At 63.2% G+C, this 17,665-nt stretch carries 19 protein-coding genes; 6 read left to right on the top strand and 13 right to left on the bottom strand.

The window, feature by feature from the left end:
• Positions 1-215: 215 nt before the first annotated feature.
• From ACODSR_RS06305 to ACODSR_RS06255, 11 genes are all read right to left on the bottom strand, one after another.
• The gene (locus ACODSR_RS06305; RefSeq protein WP_489074750.1) at positions 216-851 is read right to left on the bottom strand and encodes a LolA family protein; all 636 of its coding nucleotides are present in this window, start codon (positions 849-851) and stop codon (positions 216-218) included.
• Between the two features lie 101 nt (positions 852-952).
• Complete coding sequence (locus ACODSR_RS06300) at positions 953-3,271, bottom strand: FtsK/SpoIIIE family DNA translocase (protein ID WP_489074748.1); 2,319 nt, start codon at positions 3,269-3,271, stop codon at positions 953-955.
• A gap of 250 nt (positions 3,272-3,521) precedes the next feature.
• Positions 3,522-4,016 carry a GNAT family N-acetyltransferase gene (locus ACODSR_RS06295; RefSeq protein WP_489074746.1) on the bottom strand — a complete coding sequence of 165 codons (495 nt, stop codon included), beginning with the start codon at positions 4,014-4,016 and terminating at the stop codon, positions 3,522-3,524.
• Entirely contained in the window at positions 4,017-4,916 is a 900-nt protein-coding gene (locus tag ACODSR_RS06290) for a DMT family transporter (protein ID WP_489074744.1), read from the bottom strand. It abuts the gene before it with no gap.
• 5 nt (positions 4,917-4,921) lie between these two features.
• Positions 4,922-5,302, bottom strand: coding sequence for a type II toxin-antitoxin system VapC family toxin (locus ACODSR_RS06285; protein ID WP_489074742.1), 381 nt, complete (start codon positions 5,300-5,302; stop codon positions 4,922-4,924).
• Complete coding sequence (locus ACODSR_RS06280; protein WP_489074740.1) at positions 5,299-5,541, bottom strand: AbrB/MazE/SpoVT family DNA-binding domain-containing protein; 243 nt, start codon at positions 5,539-5,541, stop codon at positions 5,299-5,301. Before ACODSR_RS06280 ends, ACODSR_RS06285 begins: the two co-directional genes overlap by 4 nt.
• Before the next feature lie 51 nt (positions 5,542-5,592).
• Positions 5,593-6,753 (bottom strand): flavodoxin-dependent (E)-4-hydroxy-3-methylbut-2-enyl-diphosphate synthase, encoded by a 1,161-nt coding sequence (gene ispG / locus ACODSR_RS06275; protein WP_489074738.1) that lies wholly within the window; start codon positions 6,751-6,753, stop codon positions 5,593-5,595.
• A gap of 51 nt (positions 6,754-6,804) precedes the next feature.
• Positions 6,805-8,100 carry an OmpP1/FadL family transporter gene (locus ACODSR_RS06270; RefSeq protein WP_489074736.1) on the bottom strand — a complete coding sequence of 432 codons (1,296 nt, stop codon included), beginning with the start codon at positions 8,098-8,100 and terminating at the stop codon, positions 6,805-6,807.
• 398 nt (positions 8,101-8,498) lie between these two features.
• Positions 8,499-9,869 carry a phosphoglucomutase/phosphomannomutase PgmG gene (gene pgmG, locus ACODSR_RS06265; protein ID WP_489074734.1) on the bottom strand — a complete coding sequence of 457 codons (1,371 nt, stop codon included), beginning with the start codon at positions 9,867-9,869 and terminating at the stop codon, positions 8,499-8,501.
• Positions 9,866-10,291, bottom strand: coding sequence for a J domain-containing protein (locus ACODSR_RS06260; protein WP_489074732.1), 426 nt, complete (start codon positions 10,289-10,291; stop codon positions 9,866-9,868). The genes pgmG and ACODSR_RS06260 overlap by 4 nt, the downstream gene beginning before the upstream one ends.
• Positions 10,291-11,097, bottom strand: coding sequence for a division plane positioning ATPase MipZ (locus ACODSR_RS06255; protein WP_489074730.1), 807 nt, complete (start codon positions 11,095-11,097; stop codon positions 10,291-10,293). The genes ACODSR_RS06260 and ACODSR_RS06255 overlap by 1 nt, the downstream gene beginning before the upstream one ends.
• Positions 11,098-11,207: 110 nt before the next feature.
• Between ACODSR_RS06255 and panC the strand changes: the two genes are divergently transcribed.
• Complete coding sequence (gene panC / locus ACODSR_RS06250) at positions 11,208-12,053, top strand: pantoate--beta-alanine ligase (RefSeq protein WP_489074728.1); 846 nt, start codon at positions 11,208-11,210, stop codon at positions 12,051-12,053.
• Positions 12,054-12,244: 191 nt separating this feature from the next.
• Here panC and ACODSR_RS06245 read toward each other — a convergent pair whose 3' ends face one another.
• Together ACODSR_RS06245 and hemE are read right to left on the bottom strand one after the other, a co-directional pair.
• Positions 12,245-12,685, bottom strand: a complete 441-nt coding sequence (locus ACODSR_RS06245; protein WP_489074726.1) for a CopD family protein — start codon at positions 12,683-12,685, stop codon at positions 12,245-12,247.
• Positions 12,685-13,740 (bottom strand): uroporphyrinogen decarboxylase, encoded by a 1,056-nt coding sequence (hemE, locus tag ACODSR_RS06240; RefSeq protein ID WP_489074724.1) that lies wholly within the window; start codon positions 13,738-13,740, stop codon positions 12,685-12,687. The genes ACODSR_RS06245 and hemE overlap by 1 nt, the downstream gene beginning before the upstream one ends.
• A 289-nt stretch (positions 13,741-14,029) precedes the next feature.
• Between hemE and ACODSR_RS06235 the strand changes: the two genes are divergently transcribed.
• The 5 genes from ACODSR_RS06235 to dnaQ are packed head-to-tail and all read left to right on the top strand — an operon-like array spanning position 14,030 to position 17,607.
• Positions 14,030-14,857, top strand: a complete 828-nt coding sequence (locus ACODSR_RS06235; RefSeq protein ID WP_489074722.1) for a pyruvate, water dikinase regulatory protein — start codon at positions 14,030-14,032, stop codon at positions 14,855-14,857.
• Entirely contained in the window at positions 14,854-15,447 is a 594-nt protein-coding gene (locus ACODSR_RS06230) for a Maf family protein (protein ID WP_489074720.1), read from the top strand. The genes ACODSR_RS06235 and ACODSR_RS06230 overlap by 4 nt, the downstream gene beginning before the upstream one ends.
• Positions 15,444-16,268: a shikimate dehydrogenase gene (gene aroE, locus ACODSR_RS06225; protein WP_489074718.1), complete on the top strand. Its 825-nt coding sequence runs from the start codon at positions 15,444-15,446 to the stop codon at positions 16,266-16,268. Before ACODSR_RS06230 ends, aroE begins: the two co-directional genes overlap by 4 nt.
• Positions 16,269-16,279: 11 nt before the next feature.
• A complete protein-coding gene (coaE, locus tag ACODSR_RS06220) occupies positions 16,280-16,873 on the top strand; it encodes a dephospho-CoA kinase (protein WP_489074716.1) in 594 nt (197 codons plus the stop codon).
• A gap of 32 nt (positions 16,874-16,905) precedes the next feature.
• On the top strand, positions 16,906-17,607 hold the full coding sequence (dnaQ, locus tag ACODSR_RS06215) for a DNA polymerase III subunit epsilon (protein WP_489075011.1): 702 nt from the start codon (positions 16,906-16,908) through the stop codon (positions 17,605-17,607).
• Positions 17,608-17,665 lie beyond the last annotated feature (58 nt).

Genomic DNA, 17,665 nt, shown 5'->3' with positions numbered 1-17,665 from the left:
GCGCACTGCGGACAAAGTAAGACCCCCGCTCCGGGGGCATGGAACGGGGGTCTCGATCGCGCCCTTGAAGCGCTTTGCGACGGGAGGCGTGTGCCGGGTAACAGGGGGGAAATCCCGGTTGGCCTCTCGCCGTGGAGTTCTAAATAGCGCCCCGGATATGAGCGGCAGATGAACGGAACGGCAAGTTTTTCCGTCCATCGTGCGGGGCGCTCGTTTCAGCCGCCCGCCGATCGGCCCTTTGGCCTAGGATCAGTCCAGCGGAAGGCGGAATCCGCAATGGGGACGCCATAGCGCTGGTTGGAAAGGCGGATGGCGGTGCGGTTATTCTGCGAATCGAGCGCGACCCAGCCATAAAGTTGCAGGCCAGCCGGACTGGCGGCGTCCCGGCGAAAAATCATGGTGATGGTGCCATATTCGGGCCGCTTGGGATCGCGCGCCTGCACGCTCAGGATCGACGGGTCACCGGTCGGCACGACCTTGCCAAATTTGGACAGATCCTTGCTCGGATCAAGCAGCGCGCCCAGCGGCGAATTGCCGATCGGCCAGCGCTGCACCTGCCGCACTTCATAATCGATCATGGTCAGCGCCTTGCCATCGCCCACGATCAGCAGCGGCACGCCCTTTTGATACTGAAAGCGGATCTTGCCCGGCTGCTTGAGCGTCAGCTGGCCGGTCAGCGTCTGGCCATTGCGGTCGGTCTGGCTGAAATCGGCGGTCATGCTGCTGACCGCGCGGATATAGGCATTGACCCGGCTGAGTTCAGACTGACCCTGCTGCGCCAGCAACGGCGCGGCGAGCGGGACGGCAAGGACGACAGGCGCGGCGGCCAGCGCGAAACTGATGCGCTTCATGGAATACTCTCCGGTTGTTACGGATGCGGTGTAGGATGACGCGATTGAACGACCTGTGAACCCGGCCGTTCCCTGCCGTTCAGCCATACTCTCCAGTCAGACTATAGCGGATTGCCATTTTCATCGCGCAGCACTTCGCGGCGACCGACATGGTTGGGGGGGCCGACCAGCCCTTCCTCTTCCATTTTCTCGATCAGGCGCGCGGCGCTGTTATAGCCGACCCGCAATTGCCGTTGCAGCCAGCTGGTCGAGGCTTTCTGGTTCTCGAACACCAGCTGGCACGCTTTGCGGAACAATTGTGCGTCGGGGCTGTCGTCGCCCAGGTCCACGCCGTCCAGAGCGAAGCTGCCTTCTTCCGGTTCTTCGGTGACGGCCTGGATATAGTCGGGTTGGCCCTGCGCGCGCCAATGGTCGGCGACGACGCGGACTTCATCGTCCGATACGAACGGGCCATGAACGCGCATCAGCCCCTTGCCGCCGTGCATGTAGAGCATGTCGCCCTTGCCCAGCAATTGTTCGGCGCCCTGCTCGCCCAAAATGGTGCGGCTGTCGATCTTGCTGGTCACGAAGAAGCTGATCCGGGTCGGCAGGTTCGCCTTGATGACGCCAGTGATGACGTCGACGGAAGGGCGCTGGGTCGCGAGGATCAGGTGGATGCCCGCCGCGCGCGCCTTTTGCGCCAGGCGCTGGATCAGGAATTCGACTTCCTTGCCCGCCGTCATCATCAGGTCGGCCAGTTCGTCCACCACGACCACGATCTGGGGCAGCGGCTGGAAATCGAGCTGCTCTTCCTCATAGATGGGCTTGCCATTTTCGGGGTCGTAGCCGGTCTGGACGCGACGGCCCAAGGGCTTGCCCTTCGCTTTGGCGGCGCGGACCTTTTCGTTGTAATTGGCAAGGTTACGGACCGAGATGGACGCCATCATGCGATAGCGATCCTCCATCTGCTCGACCGCCCATTTGAGCGCGCGGATCGCCTTTTGCGGTTCGGTCACGACCGGGGAGAGGAGATGCGGAATGTCGTCATAGGTCGACAGTTCCAGCATCTTGGGATCGATCATGATCAGGCGAAGCTGGTCCGGCGTCATGCGATAGAGCAAGGACAGGATCATCGCGTTCAAGCCGACTGACTTGCCCGACCCGGTGGTGCCCGCGATCAGCAGATGGGGCATGGGAGCGAGGTCGGCGATGATCGGTTCACCGGAAATATTCTTGCCCAGGATGATCGGCAGCGTCCCTTCGCCACCAAATTGTTCGCTGGTGATCAGTTCGCGGAAGGACACGCCTTCGCGATGCGCGTTGGGCAGTTCGATGCCGATGACGGTGCGGCCGGGAATCGTCGCGACACGGGCGGATAGCGCAGACATATTGCGGGCGATGTCGTCAGCCAGCGCGATCACCCGGCTGGCCTTGATGCCCGGCGCAGGTTCCAGTTCATACATGGTGACGACCGGGCCGGGGCGGACCTCGACAATATTGCCCTTCACATGGAAGTCGTCGAGCACGGATTCGAGCAGCCGGGCGTTGCGCTCCAGCGCCGCCTTGTCGATCTTGCCGCCCTGGCTGGCGGGAACCGGGTTGAGCAGGTCGGGCGATGGCAGCGAACTGTGGCCGAACAGATCATCCTGGCTGATCGGCGCCATTTGCCGCTGGGCGGGCGCGGGCCTGGGCGTCTGGATGGTGATGGGCGGCTTGGGTTCGTTGGACACGGTCTTGCGCGGGGCGATGACCCGTTCGCCGACCTCTTCCTCCTCTTCCTCATCCGCCGCGCTGCTGCCCGCAAAGGCCAAGCTGGGCTTGGGCAGGCTGAGTTTGGGCAGGGCCGGACGGCGCAGCGCGAGAATCGGCTTTTCCAGCGCCAAGCTGCGATAACAGGCGACCAGGCCACCGATCATGGCGATGATCACGATGGCCCCGGTGATCCATGGTTGCGCGACCGGTACTTGGGCCGTCAGGCTCAATATCCCCTTGGCAGTGACCAGCGCGATCACCCCGCCCCAGCCCGCGGGCAGGCCAACCAGCGGATTAGCCTGGAACAGGGCGAGCGCAATCCCGATCAGGATGATGCCGAACAGGCATTGGCCAAACTGCCCCTTCCACGCGCTCATATCCTGATCGCCCCACAGGCGGCGCGCGGTGACCGCCATCAGCGGCAGGATCAGCGCAATGGGTACGCCCAGCAGCCAGAGCAGGAAATCGGCGGTCCAGGCACCCGGTGCCTGCATGACATTGGCGACATGATCGCCCGCCACCGTGTTCATCGACGGATCGCTGGGTGTATAGCTCAGCAGCGCCAGCGCCAGAAACAGCGTCGCCAGCATCAGCGCGATCGCGCCGATCAACGCGCCGCTGCGGAGCAGGCTGCGCTTGAGCATTTCGCGCCATTCGGGCGTGCGCTTCACTGTGCGGCTGACAGCCATGTTAACCCCGTGTCCCCCAAATGTTCCGTTTGCGCACATTGCGCCGAGCGGGGAGTCGGCGTCAAGGGTGCGCGCCCACGGCTCGTCCCGACTGATCCGTAACATTCCGTATAGCGGGCGGGGCCTGCAGCGGGGCAGGAACAGGTCCGAAAGGAATTCACCATGATCGCCGACTATTTCCCTGCCGTCGTTGCCCTGTCGCTGGGCGCTTTTGCCGCCATGCTGATCTTTGTCAGCGTCGAGGACGCGCTCAAGCGGTGATCGGGGCCGCGGCGGCGAGCGCGCGGAGCGCTTGGCCGTCGAGCCGTTGCACCGTCCATTCATCCATCGGCTGCGCGCCGATCGCGCGGTAGACCGCGATGGCGGGCGCGTTCCAGTCCAGCACCGACCATTCCAGCCGGGCGCAGTCGCGATCCAGCGCGATCTGCGCCAGCCGGGCGAGCAACGCCCTGCCCGCGCCCATGCCCCGCGCGTCCGGCTGCACGAACAGATCCTCCAGATAAAGACCCGGTCGCCCTTCAAAGGTCGAGAAATTGTGGAAGAAGAGCGCGAAGCCTATGGCCGCGCCGTCACTTTCCGCGATCAACACTTCGGCCATGGGGCGCGGACCGAACAGGTAGCGGGCCAGCGTCGCGGGGTCCGCCTTCACCGCATGGGACAGCTTTTCATAAGCCGCCAGCGCGTGAATGAAGCCGACGATCGCGTCGAGATCGTCGGGCGTTGCGGGGCGGATGGTCAGGTTCATTCAGGCGGTTCCCGGTTCGACATGAGCAATAGCCGCCCGTTTGCCGCGTGCGGTTATCAGGCAGGCGGCGATGATGAGGGCCGCGCCCGCCACTGTGGTCAGGGTCAGCCGCTCGCCAAAGGCCAGCCAGCCGACCACCGCCGCCCAGAGGAAGGCGCTATATTCGACCGGGATTAGCCGCTGCGCCTCCGCCCGTGCATAGGCCCAGGCGAGCGCGGCAAGAGAGGTGAAGGCCAGACCCGCCGCCAGCAGGATCAGCGGGATCGCTGACGGCGCGGGCAGCCGGGCGTAGAAAGGCGCGCCGATGGCGAACACGCCCAGCATGACGAGATGCTGGAAGAAGGCGACCTCGATCGGGGACGCGCGCTGCGCCTGCTGGCGTTGCAGGATGAGGTTCCAGGCGAACAGCACCGCCGACGCCAGCACCGCCAGCGCACCCAGCAAAGCGTCGCGATCATAGTGGCCCTGCAAACGCCCCGACAGGATCACGCCGACGCCGACCAGCCCCAGCACAGACGCACCGATTGCCTGCCGCCCGATCGTTTCGCCCAGCAGCAGGGCGGCGAGATAGAGCGCGATCAGCGGCGCGATGAAGGACAGGGCTATCGCTTCGGCGAGCGGCATCCGCATCAGCGCCCAGAAGAACAGCCCGGCCATCAGCGCCACGACCGATCCGCGCAGCATGTGCAGGCGCAGCACCGTCCGGTCAGGCCAGCGCTGGCGGGTGAGGAGCATCATGCCAAGGCCAAGCAACGTCCCCGTGATCGCCCGCCACAACAGGGCGTTGTAGAGACCGATGGCGAGGCTCAGCCCCTTCATCGCCGCATCCATCACGGAAAACAGCGCTACGCCGACGCAGCAGACGGCAAAGGGAATGAGGAAATTGGCGCGCGCGGGCATGGCGGTCAGCGGATGAGCCGGATGTCGATGCCGATGTCCAGCGCGGTCCAGGCCCGGTCAGCGGTGATGACGGGCAGGTTAGTCAGTCGCGCAAGCGCCAGACAGGCCCGATCGCCAAGGGACAATCCCAAATGCCGGGTCATCGGACGAAGCATGGCGGCTTCCAACGCGTGCGCTTCTTGGAATGGGCTGATACGCAGTTCCAGGCGCATGATCTGGTGCTCCGCATCGTCTCGCGACAGGCCAGCCTCGACGAGTTTCGTGTAGGTTTCACACAGATTGACGACCGACATCTGCCCGGTCGCCAAATGCGGCCGCACCTGATCTGCTCCCGGCTCATCCAGCAATATGGTCAACAAAGCCGATGTATCGATGACCGCGGTCATTCGCGTTCCGCTTCGGCGCGGCGCTCGGCCAGAAAATCATCGACGGTAAAAGGCTTTTTTATCAGGGCTTTCAGATCGTTCTGCACTTCGCGCAAAACCTGATCATAGCTTTTGACCAGAATGCCGCTGCCGTGCCGCTCAAACACGATCCGGTCACCATCCTTGAAGCCCAGTTGTCGGCGCAACTCTGCCGGGAATACGGCCTTGCCGCCTGCAATCATCTTTCCGCTATAGGTCATGAAATGCCTCCAGGACCTGAATAATATATCGGTCCTGAATTTCCAAGCTGCCTATTCCGCCGCTTCCGCCTTGCCCGCGTCGGTCATGTCGGATTCCGCCTTGGCTGCCTCGATCTCCGCTGCCTTGGCCTCGACCAGCCGGACGATATGATCGACCATATTTTCGTCCTGAATGGTGTGGTCGGTGACACCCGACAGATAGACCATATGCTTGCCATTACCGCCGCCGGTCAGGCCGATGTCGGTTTCACGCGCTTCGCCGGGACCGTTGACGACACAGCCCAGGACGGAGAGCGAAAGCGGCGTGTGGATATGCTGGAGCCGTTCTTCGAGCGCCTGCACGGTGCGGATGACATCGAAACCCTGCCGCGCACAGGACGGGCAGGAAATGACCTTCACTCCGCGGGTGCGGATGCCCAGCGATTTGAGGATTTCATAGCCGACGCGGACTTCCTCTTCGGGTTCGGCGGAGAGCGAAACGCGGATCGTGTCGCCCACCCCGGCCCAAAGCAGATTGCCGATGCCGATCGCGCTCTTCACCGTGCCACCGATCAGACCGCCCGCTTCGGTAATACCCAGATGCAGCGGGCAATCGACCGCGTCGGCCAACTGCATATAGGCGGCGACGGCGAGGAACACGTCGCTGGCCTTCACTGCGACCTTATATTCGTGGAAATCCTGGTCCTGCAGCAGCTTGATATGGTCAAGCGCGCTTTCGACCAGCGCTTCGGGGCAGGGTTCGCCATATTTTTCGAGCAGGTCGCGTTCCAGACTGCCGGCGTTGACGCCGATGCGGATCGCGCAACCATTCGCCTTGGCCGCGTCCACCACTTCCTTGACGCGGGCGGACGATCCGATGTTGCCGGGGTTGATGCGCAGGCAGGCCGCGCCAGCATCGGCGGCTTCCAGTGCGCGCTTATAGTGGAAATGAATGTCCGCGACGATCGGCACGCGCGCAGCGCGGACGATCTGCTTCAAGGCGGCGGTCGATTCCTCGTCAGGGCAGGATACGCGGATGATGTCCACGCCCGCCTCCTCGCAGCGGCGGATCTGGTCGATCGTCCCCTTGATATCATGGGTCAGCGTGTTGGTCATGGTCTGGACCGTAACCGGCGCACCACCGCCCACCGGGACGTTGCCGACCATGATCTGGCGGCTCTGGCGGCGGGCAATGTCACGCCAGGGGCGCAGGCCGGGATTATGGTCGGACATCTATGAACGGCTCCATCAATATGGAGCCGCTATAGGCATGTTTGGTGACGGTTAAAACCGGATCGTTAGGGAAGCGGCCAATTGATCCGCATTGCCGCTGGCGCTCGACAGGGTCGTGGTGGTCACCGTGGCGGGGGCGGGATAATAATGGTCCGGGCGGATGATGTTCGCCTTTTCAACGAATGTGTGCGCGTAGCTGAGGTTGAGCGCCAGCGCGGCGGACATATTCCAGGTCGCGCCACCGCTCAGCCAGACGCGGTCGCCATCGGGGACGCGGGTGGTCAGAAATTGCGGATTGGTCGGGGTGCGATCGAACATGGTGCCGGCGCGCAGGGTCAGTTGGTCGCTGACATCATATTCGCCGCCAGCGCTGACGCTGTAGCTGTCATGATAGTGCATTTCCTTGACCGATGTGCCGGTCGCGGTGTTGATCGTGATCGCCTTGAACACCGACCAATTATACCAGCGCGCCGTCAGCATTGCCCGCAATTTTGGCGTCAAGCGGTGCATCATGCTGACCGTGACGATATCGGGCAGTTCCAGCGGCGCATTAGCGGCAAAGGTGCCGTTGGCGGCGGCCAGCGGTCCCAGAAGCCCTGAAATCTCCTGTTCGCCCTTGAGCTTGTGGGTCATGCGCGAACGATAATGGACGCCGAAATTGGTGTCGCCGCTGGTGTAGAACAGGCCTGCGTTCCAGCCGACCGACAGATCGTCGCCCTCGATCGAGGCATGGCCATCGGCCAGCAGCGGGGAGAGTTGCGGCAGGGCGTTGGTGAGCGTCACCTTGACATATTGCACGTCAATGCCGCCGCCGATCGAAAGATTGTCGCTCAGCTTGTAGGCGGCGGACGGCTGGACATTATAGGTTTTCAGATCGGTATGGAGGGAATCGTACCGGCCGAAATAGCTTTCGTCATAGTCCAGTTTCAGCCCGAACGGCGCGTTGACGCCCAGGCCCAGCCACAGCCGGTCGCTGACCTGCGCGGTGGCGTAGAAGCTGGGAATCGGGATGATTTTGGCAAACGGATTGCCGCCATCATTGCCGGTGACCGGCACGGATGCGGGCAAGCCAGGCACCGAACGGCTGGACCCGCGATTGCCTTGCTGCGCGGTCGCGGACAGGATGATGCCGCCCACAGACGTCTGGATGCCCGACAATTGGGTCATCGCCGCCGGGTTGAAATAGATGGTCGATGGATCGTCGCCTGCTGCAGCGCCCCCTGACAGCGCACGCCCGGTTTCCTTGGGCGATTGTTCCTGGAGGTAGAAGCCGCCCGCCAGCGCCGGGACCGGGGCCGCCAGCACGCCTGACAGCAGGAAGGGAAGAAGGCGACGGCTAAGCGACATGGACGATCCTCTATTCACTATCGTGCCGGCACCGGCGCGCTATCCCGCGCGCGCTGGCCGACTTTGCGCAGCGCGGATAGCAGCATCGTGGTTAATTTCCAGTATCGCGGCTGTCCGGTTCATCGCATTTACAAGCGGTTGCGACGGTGAACGCGGTCTGACGCTACGGCAGGACCGCCATGCGAAGGACAAAAAAAAGCCGCCCCGAAGGACGGCCTTGAAGTTTTAGGAGAGGATGCCTGAAAGGCGAGTTTCTTTTGCGGTGCAGCAGCGATTGTCGCAAATGCGAAATATGACGGGGTGATTGCAGAAAATGCAATCATGTCCGCATTTACAGCTTTCCGTAAGGGAAAGGCCAAGGGCGCGGTGATAGCGATATCAAATTTTTTATCGCGACATCATATAGAGGGTCGCCTGATCCCCGATTCGTGCAGCTGTGCGTCGATCTGGGCCATGAGTCGGGCCAACCCTGCGCCGTCTTGCGATTCGGCGCGGGCGACCAGTGCCGCCTGGGTATTGGAGGCGCGCAGCAGCCACCAGCCATCGATGGTGCGGACGCGCACGCCGTCGATCGCGTTCACATCCGCGCCGCTGGCGCGCAGCCGGGCGCGTATTTCGTCGATCACCGCGAATTTGCGATCCTCCGCCACGGCAAAGCGCAGTTCGGGGGTGTTGGCAAGGTCGGGCATCGCGCTGCGCAGGTCGGTGATGCTGCGATCCTGCCGGGCGGCGCGGATCAGGCGGACGGCGGCATAAAGGCCGTCGTCATAGCCATAATAGTCGTCGGCGAAGAAGAGATGCCCGGTCATCTCGCCGCCCAGCGGGCTGCCAATCTGCTTCATTCTGGACTTGATATGGCTGTGGCCGGTTTTCCACATATCGGGTCGGCCACCCAGCGCAGCGATGCCGTCGAACAGTGCCTGACTGGCCTTCACATCAGCGACAATGGCGGCACCGGGGCGCTTTTCCAGAACGCCTGGCACGAACAGGCCCAATAGCTGATCCCCGGCAATCACCCTGCCCTGCCCGTCAATCACGCCGATCCGGTCGCCATCGCCATCGAAAGCCACACCGAAATCGAGCTGCTTGGTCAGGACAAGGGCGCGCAGGTCGGCCAGATTCGCTTCTTCGGTAGGATCGGGATGATGGTTGGGAAAATTGCCGTCTATGTGGGTGAAGAGCAGATGATGCTCACCGGGCAGGCGCTGCACCAGTTTCTCGACCACCTGGCCCGCCGCGCCATTGCCCGCGTCCCAGCCGATGCGCCAGTCGCACCCGTCAAAACCCTCGACCAGCCGATCCACATAGCGGTCGATGATCGTGATGCTTTGACTCTGGCCAAAGCCATCGTCCCAGTCGCCCGCCGCCGCCATAACGCCCAGTTGCTGGATCGCTTCGCCAAAAAAGGGCGCGTGACCCTGCACCAGCTTGAAGCCATTTTGATCGCCGGGATTATGGCTGCCGGTTATCTGAATGGCGCCGTCCACCTGGCCGACCATTTCGGCATAATAGAGCATGGGGGTTGGCCCCAGCCCGATGCGCAGCACGTCGATGCCGCTGGCGCACAGCCCGTCGACCAGCGCGCTTTCGAGCATCTCTGAACTCAGCCGCCCGTCATAGCCCACGGCAATGCGCGATCCCCCTGCCCGCGCGATGACGGTGCCGAAGCTGCGCCCCAGTGCCCAGGCGTCGGCGGCATCCAGCGTTTCGCCCACCGTGCCGCGCATGTCATAGTCGCGCAGCAGGGTCGGGTCGAAGCGGTGAGTCACCTTTCCGCCTGATGGCGCAGCAGCAGGTCGCGGGCAGCGTTGATCTGGGCCGCCAGTGCCTCCGTCCCGCCCTTGTCGGGATGGACCGAGGCGATCAGGCGACGATGGGCGGCGCGGATCATGTCGGCGTCGGCATCAGGCGCGACGCCCAGCAGGGCGCGGGCCTGGGCAATATCCTGCGGTGGCAGGGGTTTGGGCGCGGCGGTCTTGCGCTTACCGCGCAGCTTGCCTCGTCCTACGAAGAACATGGCCGCGCCGATCAGCAGCGGCGCGCCGATCACCGGCTTGCCCTTGGCCGCCAGCACCGCGCCGACCAGCGCCACCCCCAGCGCCATTCCGTCTTTCGCGCTCATGCGTTGCAGCCTTCCTGTCCAGATCAGCCAGCCTGCAAGGCCCGCCAGCAGCAGCGCGAGCCAGCCCATCAGGCCGCGCCGATCAAGTCCATGGAGCCAACGCCTTGGCGTTCGGGGAGAGCAAGGCCCGCCACCATTTCCCGCAATTCCTGCCGCGCGGCGATGTGGCTGACGCCCAGTTCGCCCAGATGCCCCTTGTCCAGCAGGGTCAGCCCCGACGGGAACAGTTCGCGGAAGATCACGCGCTCCGACAGGCCCGGAATGACGCGGAAGCCGACCCGGCGGGACAATTCCATCAGCGCGTCGCCGACCCGCTTCTTGTTGCGGGCGTCCTGATGCTGGACGCGGTTGCGCAGCACGACCCAGTCGATCGACACGCCATCGGCCTTGGCCCTGGTCTTGCGCGCTTCAAAGATGAGTTCGGAATAGAAGGACAGACGCTTGACCTTGAAACTTTCCGCATCGACCTGCCCGATCAGGTCGAAATCGACGAAACTGTCGTTCATCGGCGTGACCAGCGTGTTGGCGCGCGCCGCCATATGGCGGGCGAACAGATCATCGCGGCCGGGCGTATCGACGATCAGGAAATCGGTGTCCTGCGACACGGCAGCGACTTCGGATTCGAGCGCCTCTATGCTATCGCCCTTCAACACTGCAAAGGTCGGTGCGACCAGTTCAATGCCGCGGCGGCGCGCGGTTTCGGCGCGATTCTCCAGATAGCGGGTGACGGTGCGCTGGCGCGGATCAAGGTCGATCATACTGACGCGATGGCCGAGCGCGGTCAGTGCGATCGCGGTATGGACAGCGGTGGTCGATTTGCCGGTTCCGCCCTTTTCATTGGCGAATACGATGAGATGCGGCTGCGAATTGGCCATTGGACCCCTGATAACCCCGTTGATTGTCGCAATGATTCTTGACCGTCCAGCGACTGCGCGCCTAGCAGGACGTCCCTGTCACCCCTGCCCTTATCGGAGCCGTTCCTCCCGTGCAAACCCTGTCTGACCTGCCCCCGCTGCGCGCCGCCATCGACGCGCTGAAAAGCGACGGAAAGCCGCTGGTTCTGGTGCCGACCATGGGCGCTTTGCATGACGGGCATATGGCATTGGTCGAGGAAGCGCGACGGCACGGGCGGCATGTCGTCGTGTCGATCTTCGTCAATCCCAAGCAGTTCGGGCCGAACGAGGATCTGGCCGCCTATCCAAGGCGCGAGGTCAAGGACGCGCAGATGCTGAGCGCCGCCGGGGTGGATATTTTATGGATGCCCACCGTCGATGTCATGTATCCGGCTGGCTTTGCCACCAACATCAGCGTGAGCGGGGTCAGCGACGGGCTGGACGGGGCAGCGCGGCCGGGCCATTTCGATGGCGTCGCAACGGTGGTGACCAAATTGTTCAACCAGGTCCGTCCCGATGTCGCGATCTTCGGCGAGAAGGATTATCAGCAGCTGGCCGTCATCCGGCGGATGGTGGCAGACCTCGACATGGGCATAGAGATTGTCGGGATGCCGACCCAGCGGGCCGAGGATGGGTTGGCCCTGTCGTCGCGCAACGCTTATCTCAGCGATGATGAACGCAAGGCGGCGCTGGCTTTGCCGCGAGCGCTGGGCGAGGCCAAGCGGCAGATCGAAAAGGGTGGCGCGGTCGAGGAGGCGCTGGCCAAAGCGGTCGCGATGCTGAGCGCCCAAGGCTTTGATCCGGTCGATTATGTGACTTTGTGCGATGCGGTCACGCTGGAGCCGATGCATGTGCTGGACCGCCCGGCCCGGCTGCTGGGCGCGGCCAGGCTGGGCAAGACGCGGCTGATCGACAATATCGCGGTCGATGCGTTTTAGACATTACTCCCGCCTCCGTTCGTTTCGAGCGAAGTCGAGAAACGAATGGATCGAGATTGAGTAATCTCGCTTAACTTCGCACTTTTCCCGGTAAATCGGACATTTTATTGCGCCGGGATGATCCTATCGGAAAGCGGCAGGGCAATGATAGCAGCGCGGCTGGCTGTAGGACAGACTGCCCCCGCCCCTGATCAAAATGGCTTCACGATCACCGCGATGACGATGACGGCAGCGGCGATGCCGGGGACTTCGTTGAACAGGCGGAGCTGTTTGTCGGTCAGGGTGCGCTGACCCCTGGCGAGCTTCTTCGTATAGCCCGCAATCCAGCCATGATAGGCCGACAGACCCAGTACGAAGAGCAGTTTGAGGTGGAACCAGCCAAAGCTCCATGCGCCCAGTTCGACCATCAGCATCAGGCCGAAAATCCAGGTCAGCACCAGCGAGGGGTTGAGGATGATCTTGAGCAGCCGCTTTTCCCGATCGATCCATTTGCGGTCCTCGTCCGATCCGGGCGCGCTTTCCTGATGATAGACGAAGAAGCGCGGCATCATGAACAGGCCCGCCATCAGGAAGATGACAAAGATGACATGGGCAGCCTTTACCCACAGATAAGCGGCACCAAGATAGGCCATCAGACATGCTTTCCGTTGCGGACATAGGCGATCAGCGCCTCGACATGCGCGATCGGCGTGTCGGGGAGGATGCCATGGCCCAGATTCATGATGTGCGGGCGATCGGCAAAGGCGGCGCGGATATTATCCACCGCCTGCTGAACCGCCTGCCCGCCCGCGATCAGCGCCAGCGGATCGAGATTGCCCTGCACCGGCAAGCTCTGGGGCAGGACGCGGTTGGCCCAGTGTGGATCGACCGTTTCATCGACGCCGATCGCATCGACCCCGGTGCCCGCGGCATAATCGGGCAGTTTCGCGCCCGCGCCTTTGGGAAAGCCGATGATCGGGATCGTGGGATGCAGCGCCTTTAACTTGCGCACGATCGCGGCATTGGGCTGGATCACCCAGCGGTCAAACTGGAGCGGGGCGAGGCTGCCGGCCCAGCTGTCGAACAATTGGACCGCTTCGACCCCCGCCTGGATCTGGCCCGACAGGTAAGTGACGGTCGCGTCCACAATCGCGTCGATCAGCGCGCCGAAGCGGACGGGATCGCCATAAGCGAGGCGACGGGCCGCGCCCTGATCCTTGCTGCCCTGCCCCGCGACCATATAGGTGGCGATAGTCCAGGGGCTGCCTGCAAAGCCCAGGAATGTGACCGAGGGGTCAAGCGCAGCCTTTACCTGCCGCACGGTCTCATAGACCGCCTCATAGCGGCTAAAATCGGGCTTGAGTGCGCTCAGGTCGGTTTCGGCAAGGATCGGGGCGAGGCGCGGGCCTTCGCCAGCCTCGAACCATAAATCCTGTCCCATCGCGTAGGGGACGATCAGAATGTCGGAAAAGAGGATGGCACCATCAAAGCCGAAACGGCGCAAAGGCTGCAGCGTGACCTCCGCAGCGGCTGCGCTGTCATAGACAAGTTCGAGGAAGCCGCCCTTGTCAGCCCGCAATGCGCGATATTCGGGCAGATAGCGCCCAGCCTGGCGCATGAGCCACATGGGGGGCACGGTCGGGACGTCGCCCTGGAGGACGCCAAGCAGGGGCTTGGTGGCAAGGACCGTCGGCGCGTCGAGGCTCATCTATTCTCTCTTAATATAGATTTAAGTAGGATGTTGGAGATAGTAGGGACGTTGGCAGCGGGGTTTATGCGCTGTGCCCGGATTTGCCAACAGCTTGACTCCCCCGGCTTACGCTTTGCGGCCTGAGTCAGTCACTCTATCCCCGTTATCCACAGGCTGTGGATGAAAATGTGGGTCTGTTGGGGGGCTGTGGATAAGATTCTGCGCTCCGGGGATGGACGAAAAGCGGGGATTTTGTCCCCAACTCCTCCCTTGCTTTATCCACAGCCTGCCCACACAGATATGGGCCATGTCGCGCATCCACCTGCACCTCCTGTCGGACTCCACCGGTGAAACGCTGGAGAATATCGCCAAGGCCGCGATCGGCCTGTTCGAAAATGTCGAGGCAATCCGCCATTTCTGGCCGATGGTGCGATCCGAAGTCCATCTCGACCGGATCATGCAGGAAATCGCCGCCAATCCGGGGCTGGTGCTGTTCACCCTGACCAATCATGTCTTGCGGCGGCGGCTGGAAACGCGCTGCCGGGCGCTGGGCCTGCCCCATGTCGCCGCGCTCGACAGCGTGGCGGATGCACTGTCCAACATATTGGGGCAGGAAACGCGGACCCGGCCTGGGCGCAAACATATATTGGATGAAGCCTATTTCGCCCGGATCGAGGCGATCCAGTTCACCATCGCCCATGATGATGGCGTGGGCCATGAAAATTGGGAGGAGGCCGACATCGTGCTGGCAGGCGTGTCGCGCGCGTCCAAGACGCCGACGTCGATCTACCTCGCCAATCGCGGCTACAAGACCGCCAATATCCCGCTGGTGCCGGAATCGCCGCCGCCCAAAAGCCTCTATAGCCTCAAACATCCGATGATCGTCGGCCTGACCGTCAGCCCCGATCGGCTGATCCAGATCCGCCGCAACCGGCTGCTCTCGCTCAATCAGGCGCCGGAGACGGCCTATGTGGATAATGACAAGGTGCAGGAGGAGCTGGCCTTTGCCCGGCGCATGTTTGCCGACAATGGCTGGCCGGTGATCGACATGACCCGCCGCTCGATCGAGGAAGCGGCTGCGGCGATCATCAACCTGTTCAACGACCATGTTCTGGGTGAAGGGGCGGCATCATGATCGTGCTGGCATCGCAAAGCGCCAGTCGCCGGGCGCTGCTGGAGGCGGCGCATGTGCCGTTCGAGGCATTGTCACCCGGCGTGGATGAGGAGGCGGCCAAGGAAGCGTTGCGCGCCGATGGGCTGGATGCGCGGGCGCTGGCGGATGCGCTGGCGGAGTTGAAGGCGCTCAAGGTTTCGCGCCGTGTGCCTGGCGGGCTGGTGCTGGGATGCGACCAGACTCTGTCCCTTGATGACGGGACGATGATCGACAAGGCGGTCGACCGGGCGGACGCTGCGCGCATCCTGCGCTTGCTGTCGGGGCGGGTGCATCATCTGCATAGCGCGGCGGTAATCGTGCTGAATGGCGAGCCAATCTGGCGGCATGTCGAGCGGGTGCGGATGACGGTGCGGCCGTTAAGCGATGCCTTTATCGAGACCTATCTGGTCGGCGACTGGGACGAATGCCGCTGGTGCGTGGGATGCTACCGGATCGAGGGGCCGGGTGCGCAATTGTTCAGCAAGGTCGAGGGCAGCCAGTTTGCGATTCAGGGCTTGCCGCTACTGCCGCTGCTTGACTTTCTGCGCGTGCGCGGCGTTTTGGCGGCATGACCGACATGCTCCCCTATGCAGAAGTGATTGGCGATCCGATCGCCCACAGCAAATCGCCGCTCATTCATAATTTCTGGCTGAAAGCGCTGGATATAGAGGCGGAATATCGCAAGACCCATGTGACGGCTGAGGGTCTGTCCAGCTATTTTCTGCAACGACGCGCCGATCCCGACTGGCTGGGCTGCAATGTCACCATTCCGCACAAGATTGCGGTGATGGATTATACCGACGATCCGGGCGGGGTGCGCACGCGGATCGGGGCGATGAACACCATCGCCAGCGAAACCGGCGGGCCGCTGATCGGCACCAATACCGATGCAGGTGGCTTCCTCCAGCCACTGCTGCGCGACAAATGGAAGGGGCAACGGGCCGTCCTGATCGGTGCTGGCGGCGCGGCACGGGCGATCCTGTTCGCATTGTCGAGCCTGGGCGTGCCGGACATCACGATCATGGTGCGCGATGTCGCCAAGGGGCAGGCACTGCTCGACCGGGCGGGGGTGAAGGGACAGGTCATCAGCCTGACCGATCCGCTGCCGGCGTGCGACCTGCTGGTCAACAGCACCTCGCTGGGCATGGTGGGTCAACCGGTGCTGGACCTTGACCTCACCCCCCTGCCCGCCAGCGCGACCGTCTATGACATTGTCTATGCGCCGTTGGAGACCGATTTGCTGAAAGCGGCGCGGGCGCAGGGTCTCAAGACGCTCGACGGGCTGGAAATGCTGATCGGGCAGGCGGCGCTGGCGTTCGATATTTTCTTCGATGCGCAGGCGCCGCGTGAGCTGGACGCGGATCTGCGCGCGCTGTTGCTGGCGGCGGACTGACGGGCAGCCCCATGAAGATTTACGGCCTGACCGGATCGATTGGCATGGGCAAGTCGGCAGTCGCGGCGATGTTCCGGCGTGAGGGCGTGCCTGTGTTCGATGCCGATGCGCAAGTGCATCACTTGCAGGGGCCGGGCGGCGCGCTGATCCCCGCGATCGAGGCGCGCTTTCCCGGCACGACCGGACCCAGGGGGGTGGACCGGGCGAAGCTGGGCGCGGCGGTGTTTGGCCATCCCCATGAGTTGCGGGCGCTGGAAGCGATCGTCCATCCGGCGGTGCAGGCGGCGCGGCGCGCCTTCCTGCGGCGGCACCGGTCGCGGCGTTTCGTGATTCTCGACATTCCGCTGCTGTTCGAAACGCATGGGCAAAAGCGGCTGGCAGGCGTGATCGTCGTCACTGCGCCGGCGTGGAAACAGCGCAAACGGGTGCTGGCGCGACCGGGGATGACACCCGCCAAGTTCCGCCGGATCGTCCATCTCCAGACCCCGGACGCAGAAAAAAGGCGGCGGGCCGATCATATCATCCACACCGGCACGACCTTCACCCAGACCCGCGCGCAGGTGCGGCGTCTGGTCGCTTGCCTTGGCGCAAAGATGGGCCGATAAGGGTTTGCCCAAGAGTCGATATGAAGAGGGCGATGCGCGAGATTATTTTCGATACCGAAACGACCGGATTCGATCCGGCATCCGGCGACCGCATGGTCGAGATCGGCTGCATCGAACTGATCAATCGCGTGCCGAGCGGCCGCACCTTCCATGCCTATTATAACCCGCAGCGCGACATGCCTGCCGCTGCCGAAGCGGTCCATGGCCTGTCGTCGACTTTCCTGAAGGACAAGCCGCTGTTTTCCAGCGGTGTGGACGATCTGCTCGCCTTTCTGGAGGATAGCCCGCTGGTCGCGCATAATGCGCGCTTCGATTTCGGCTTCCTCAACCATGAATTGCGGCTGTGCGGCCGCGCCGATGTGTCGATGACTCGCATGATCGACACGGTGGCGATCGCACGGACGCTGCATCCGGGCGCCAAGCACAGCCTGGACGCGCTCTGCACCCGCTACGGCATCGATCGCAGCCATCGCATCAAGCATGGCGCGCTGCTCGACGCCGAATTGCTGGCGCAGCTTTACATCGAACTGACCGGCGGCCGTCAGATCGGCCTGGGTCTTGCACAGGAGGAGGAAAAAGCAGCCACAGACGGGGAACTTGGCGCAGGCGCCATGGTTCGCCCTGTTCGTCCCGCGCGCGTTTTTGCAGCGAGCGCGGCGGAGCTGGAACGGCATGGCAGGTTCATCGCGACCCTGGACAAGCCGATCTGGCTGGAGGAGGCGCAGCCGGGCTGAACAAAACGGTCCGTGTCCGTGCCTCCAGGTCATCCGGGCCGCTTCCTGCGACCCGGCA

This window comes from Sphingobium sp. FG125 (genome assembly GCF_057809795.1).
Note: the sequence above shows the minus strand (reverse complement) of the source record. Positions and strands in the feature narration are given on the sequence as shown.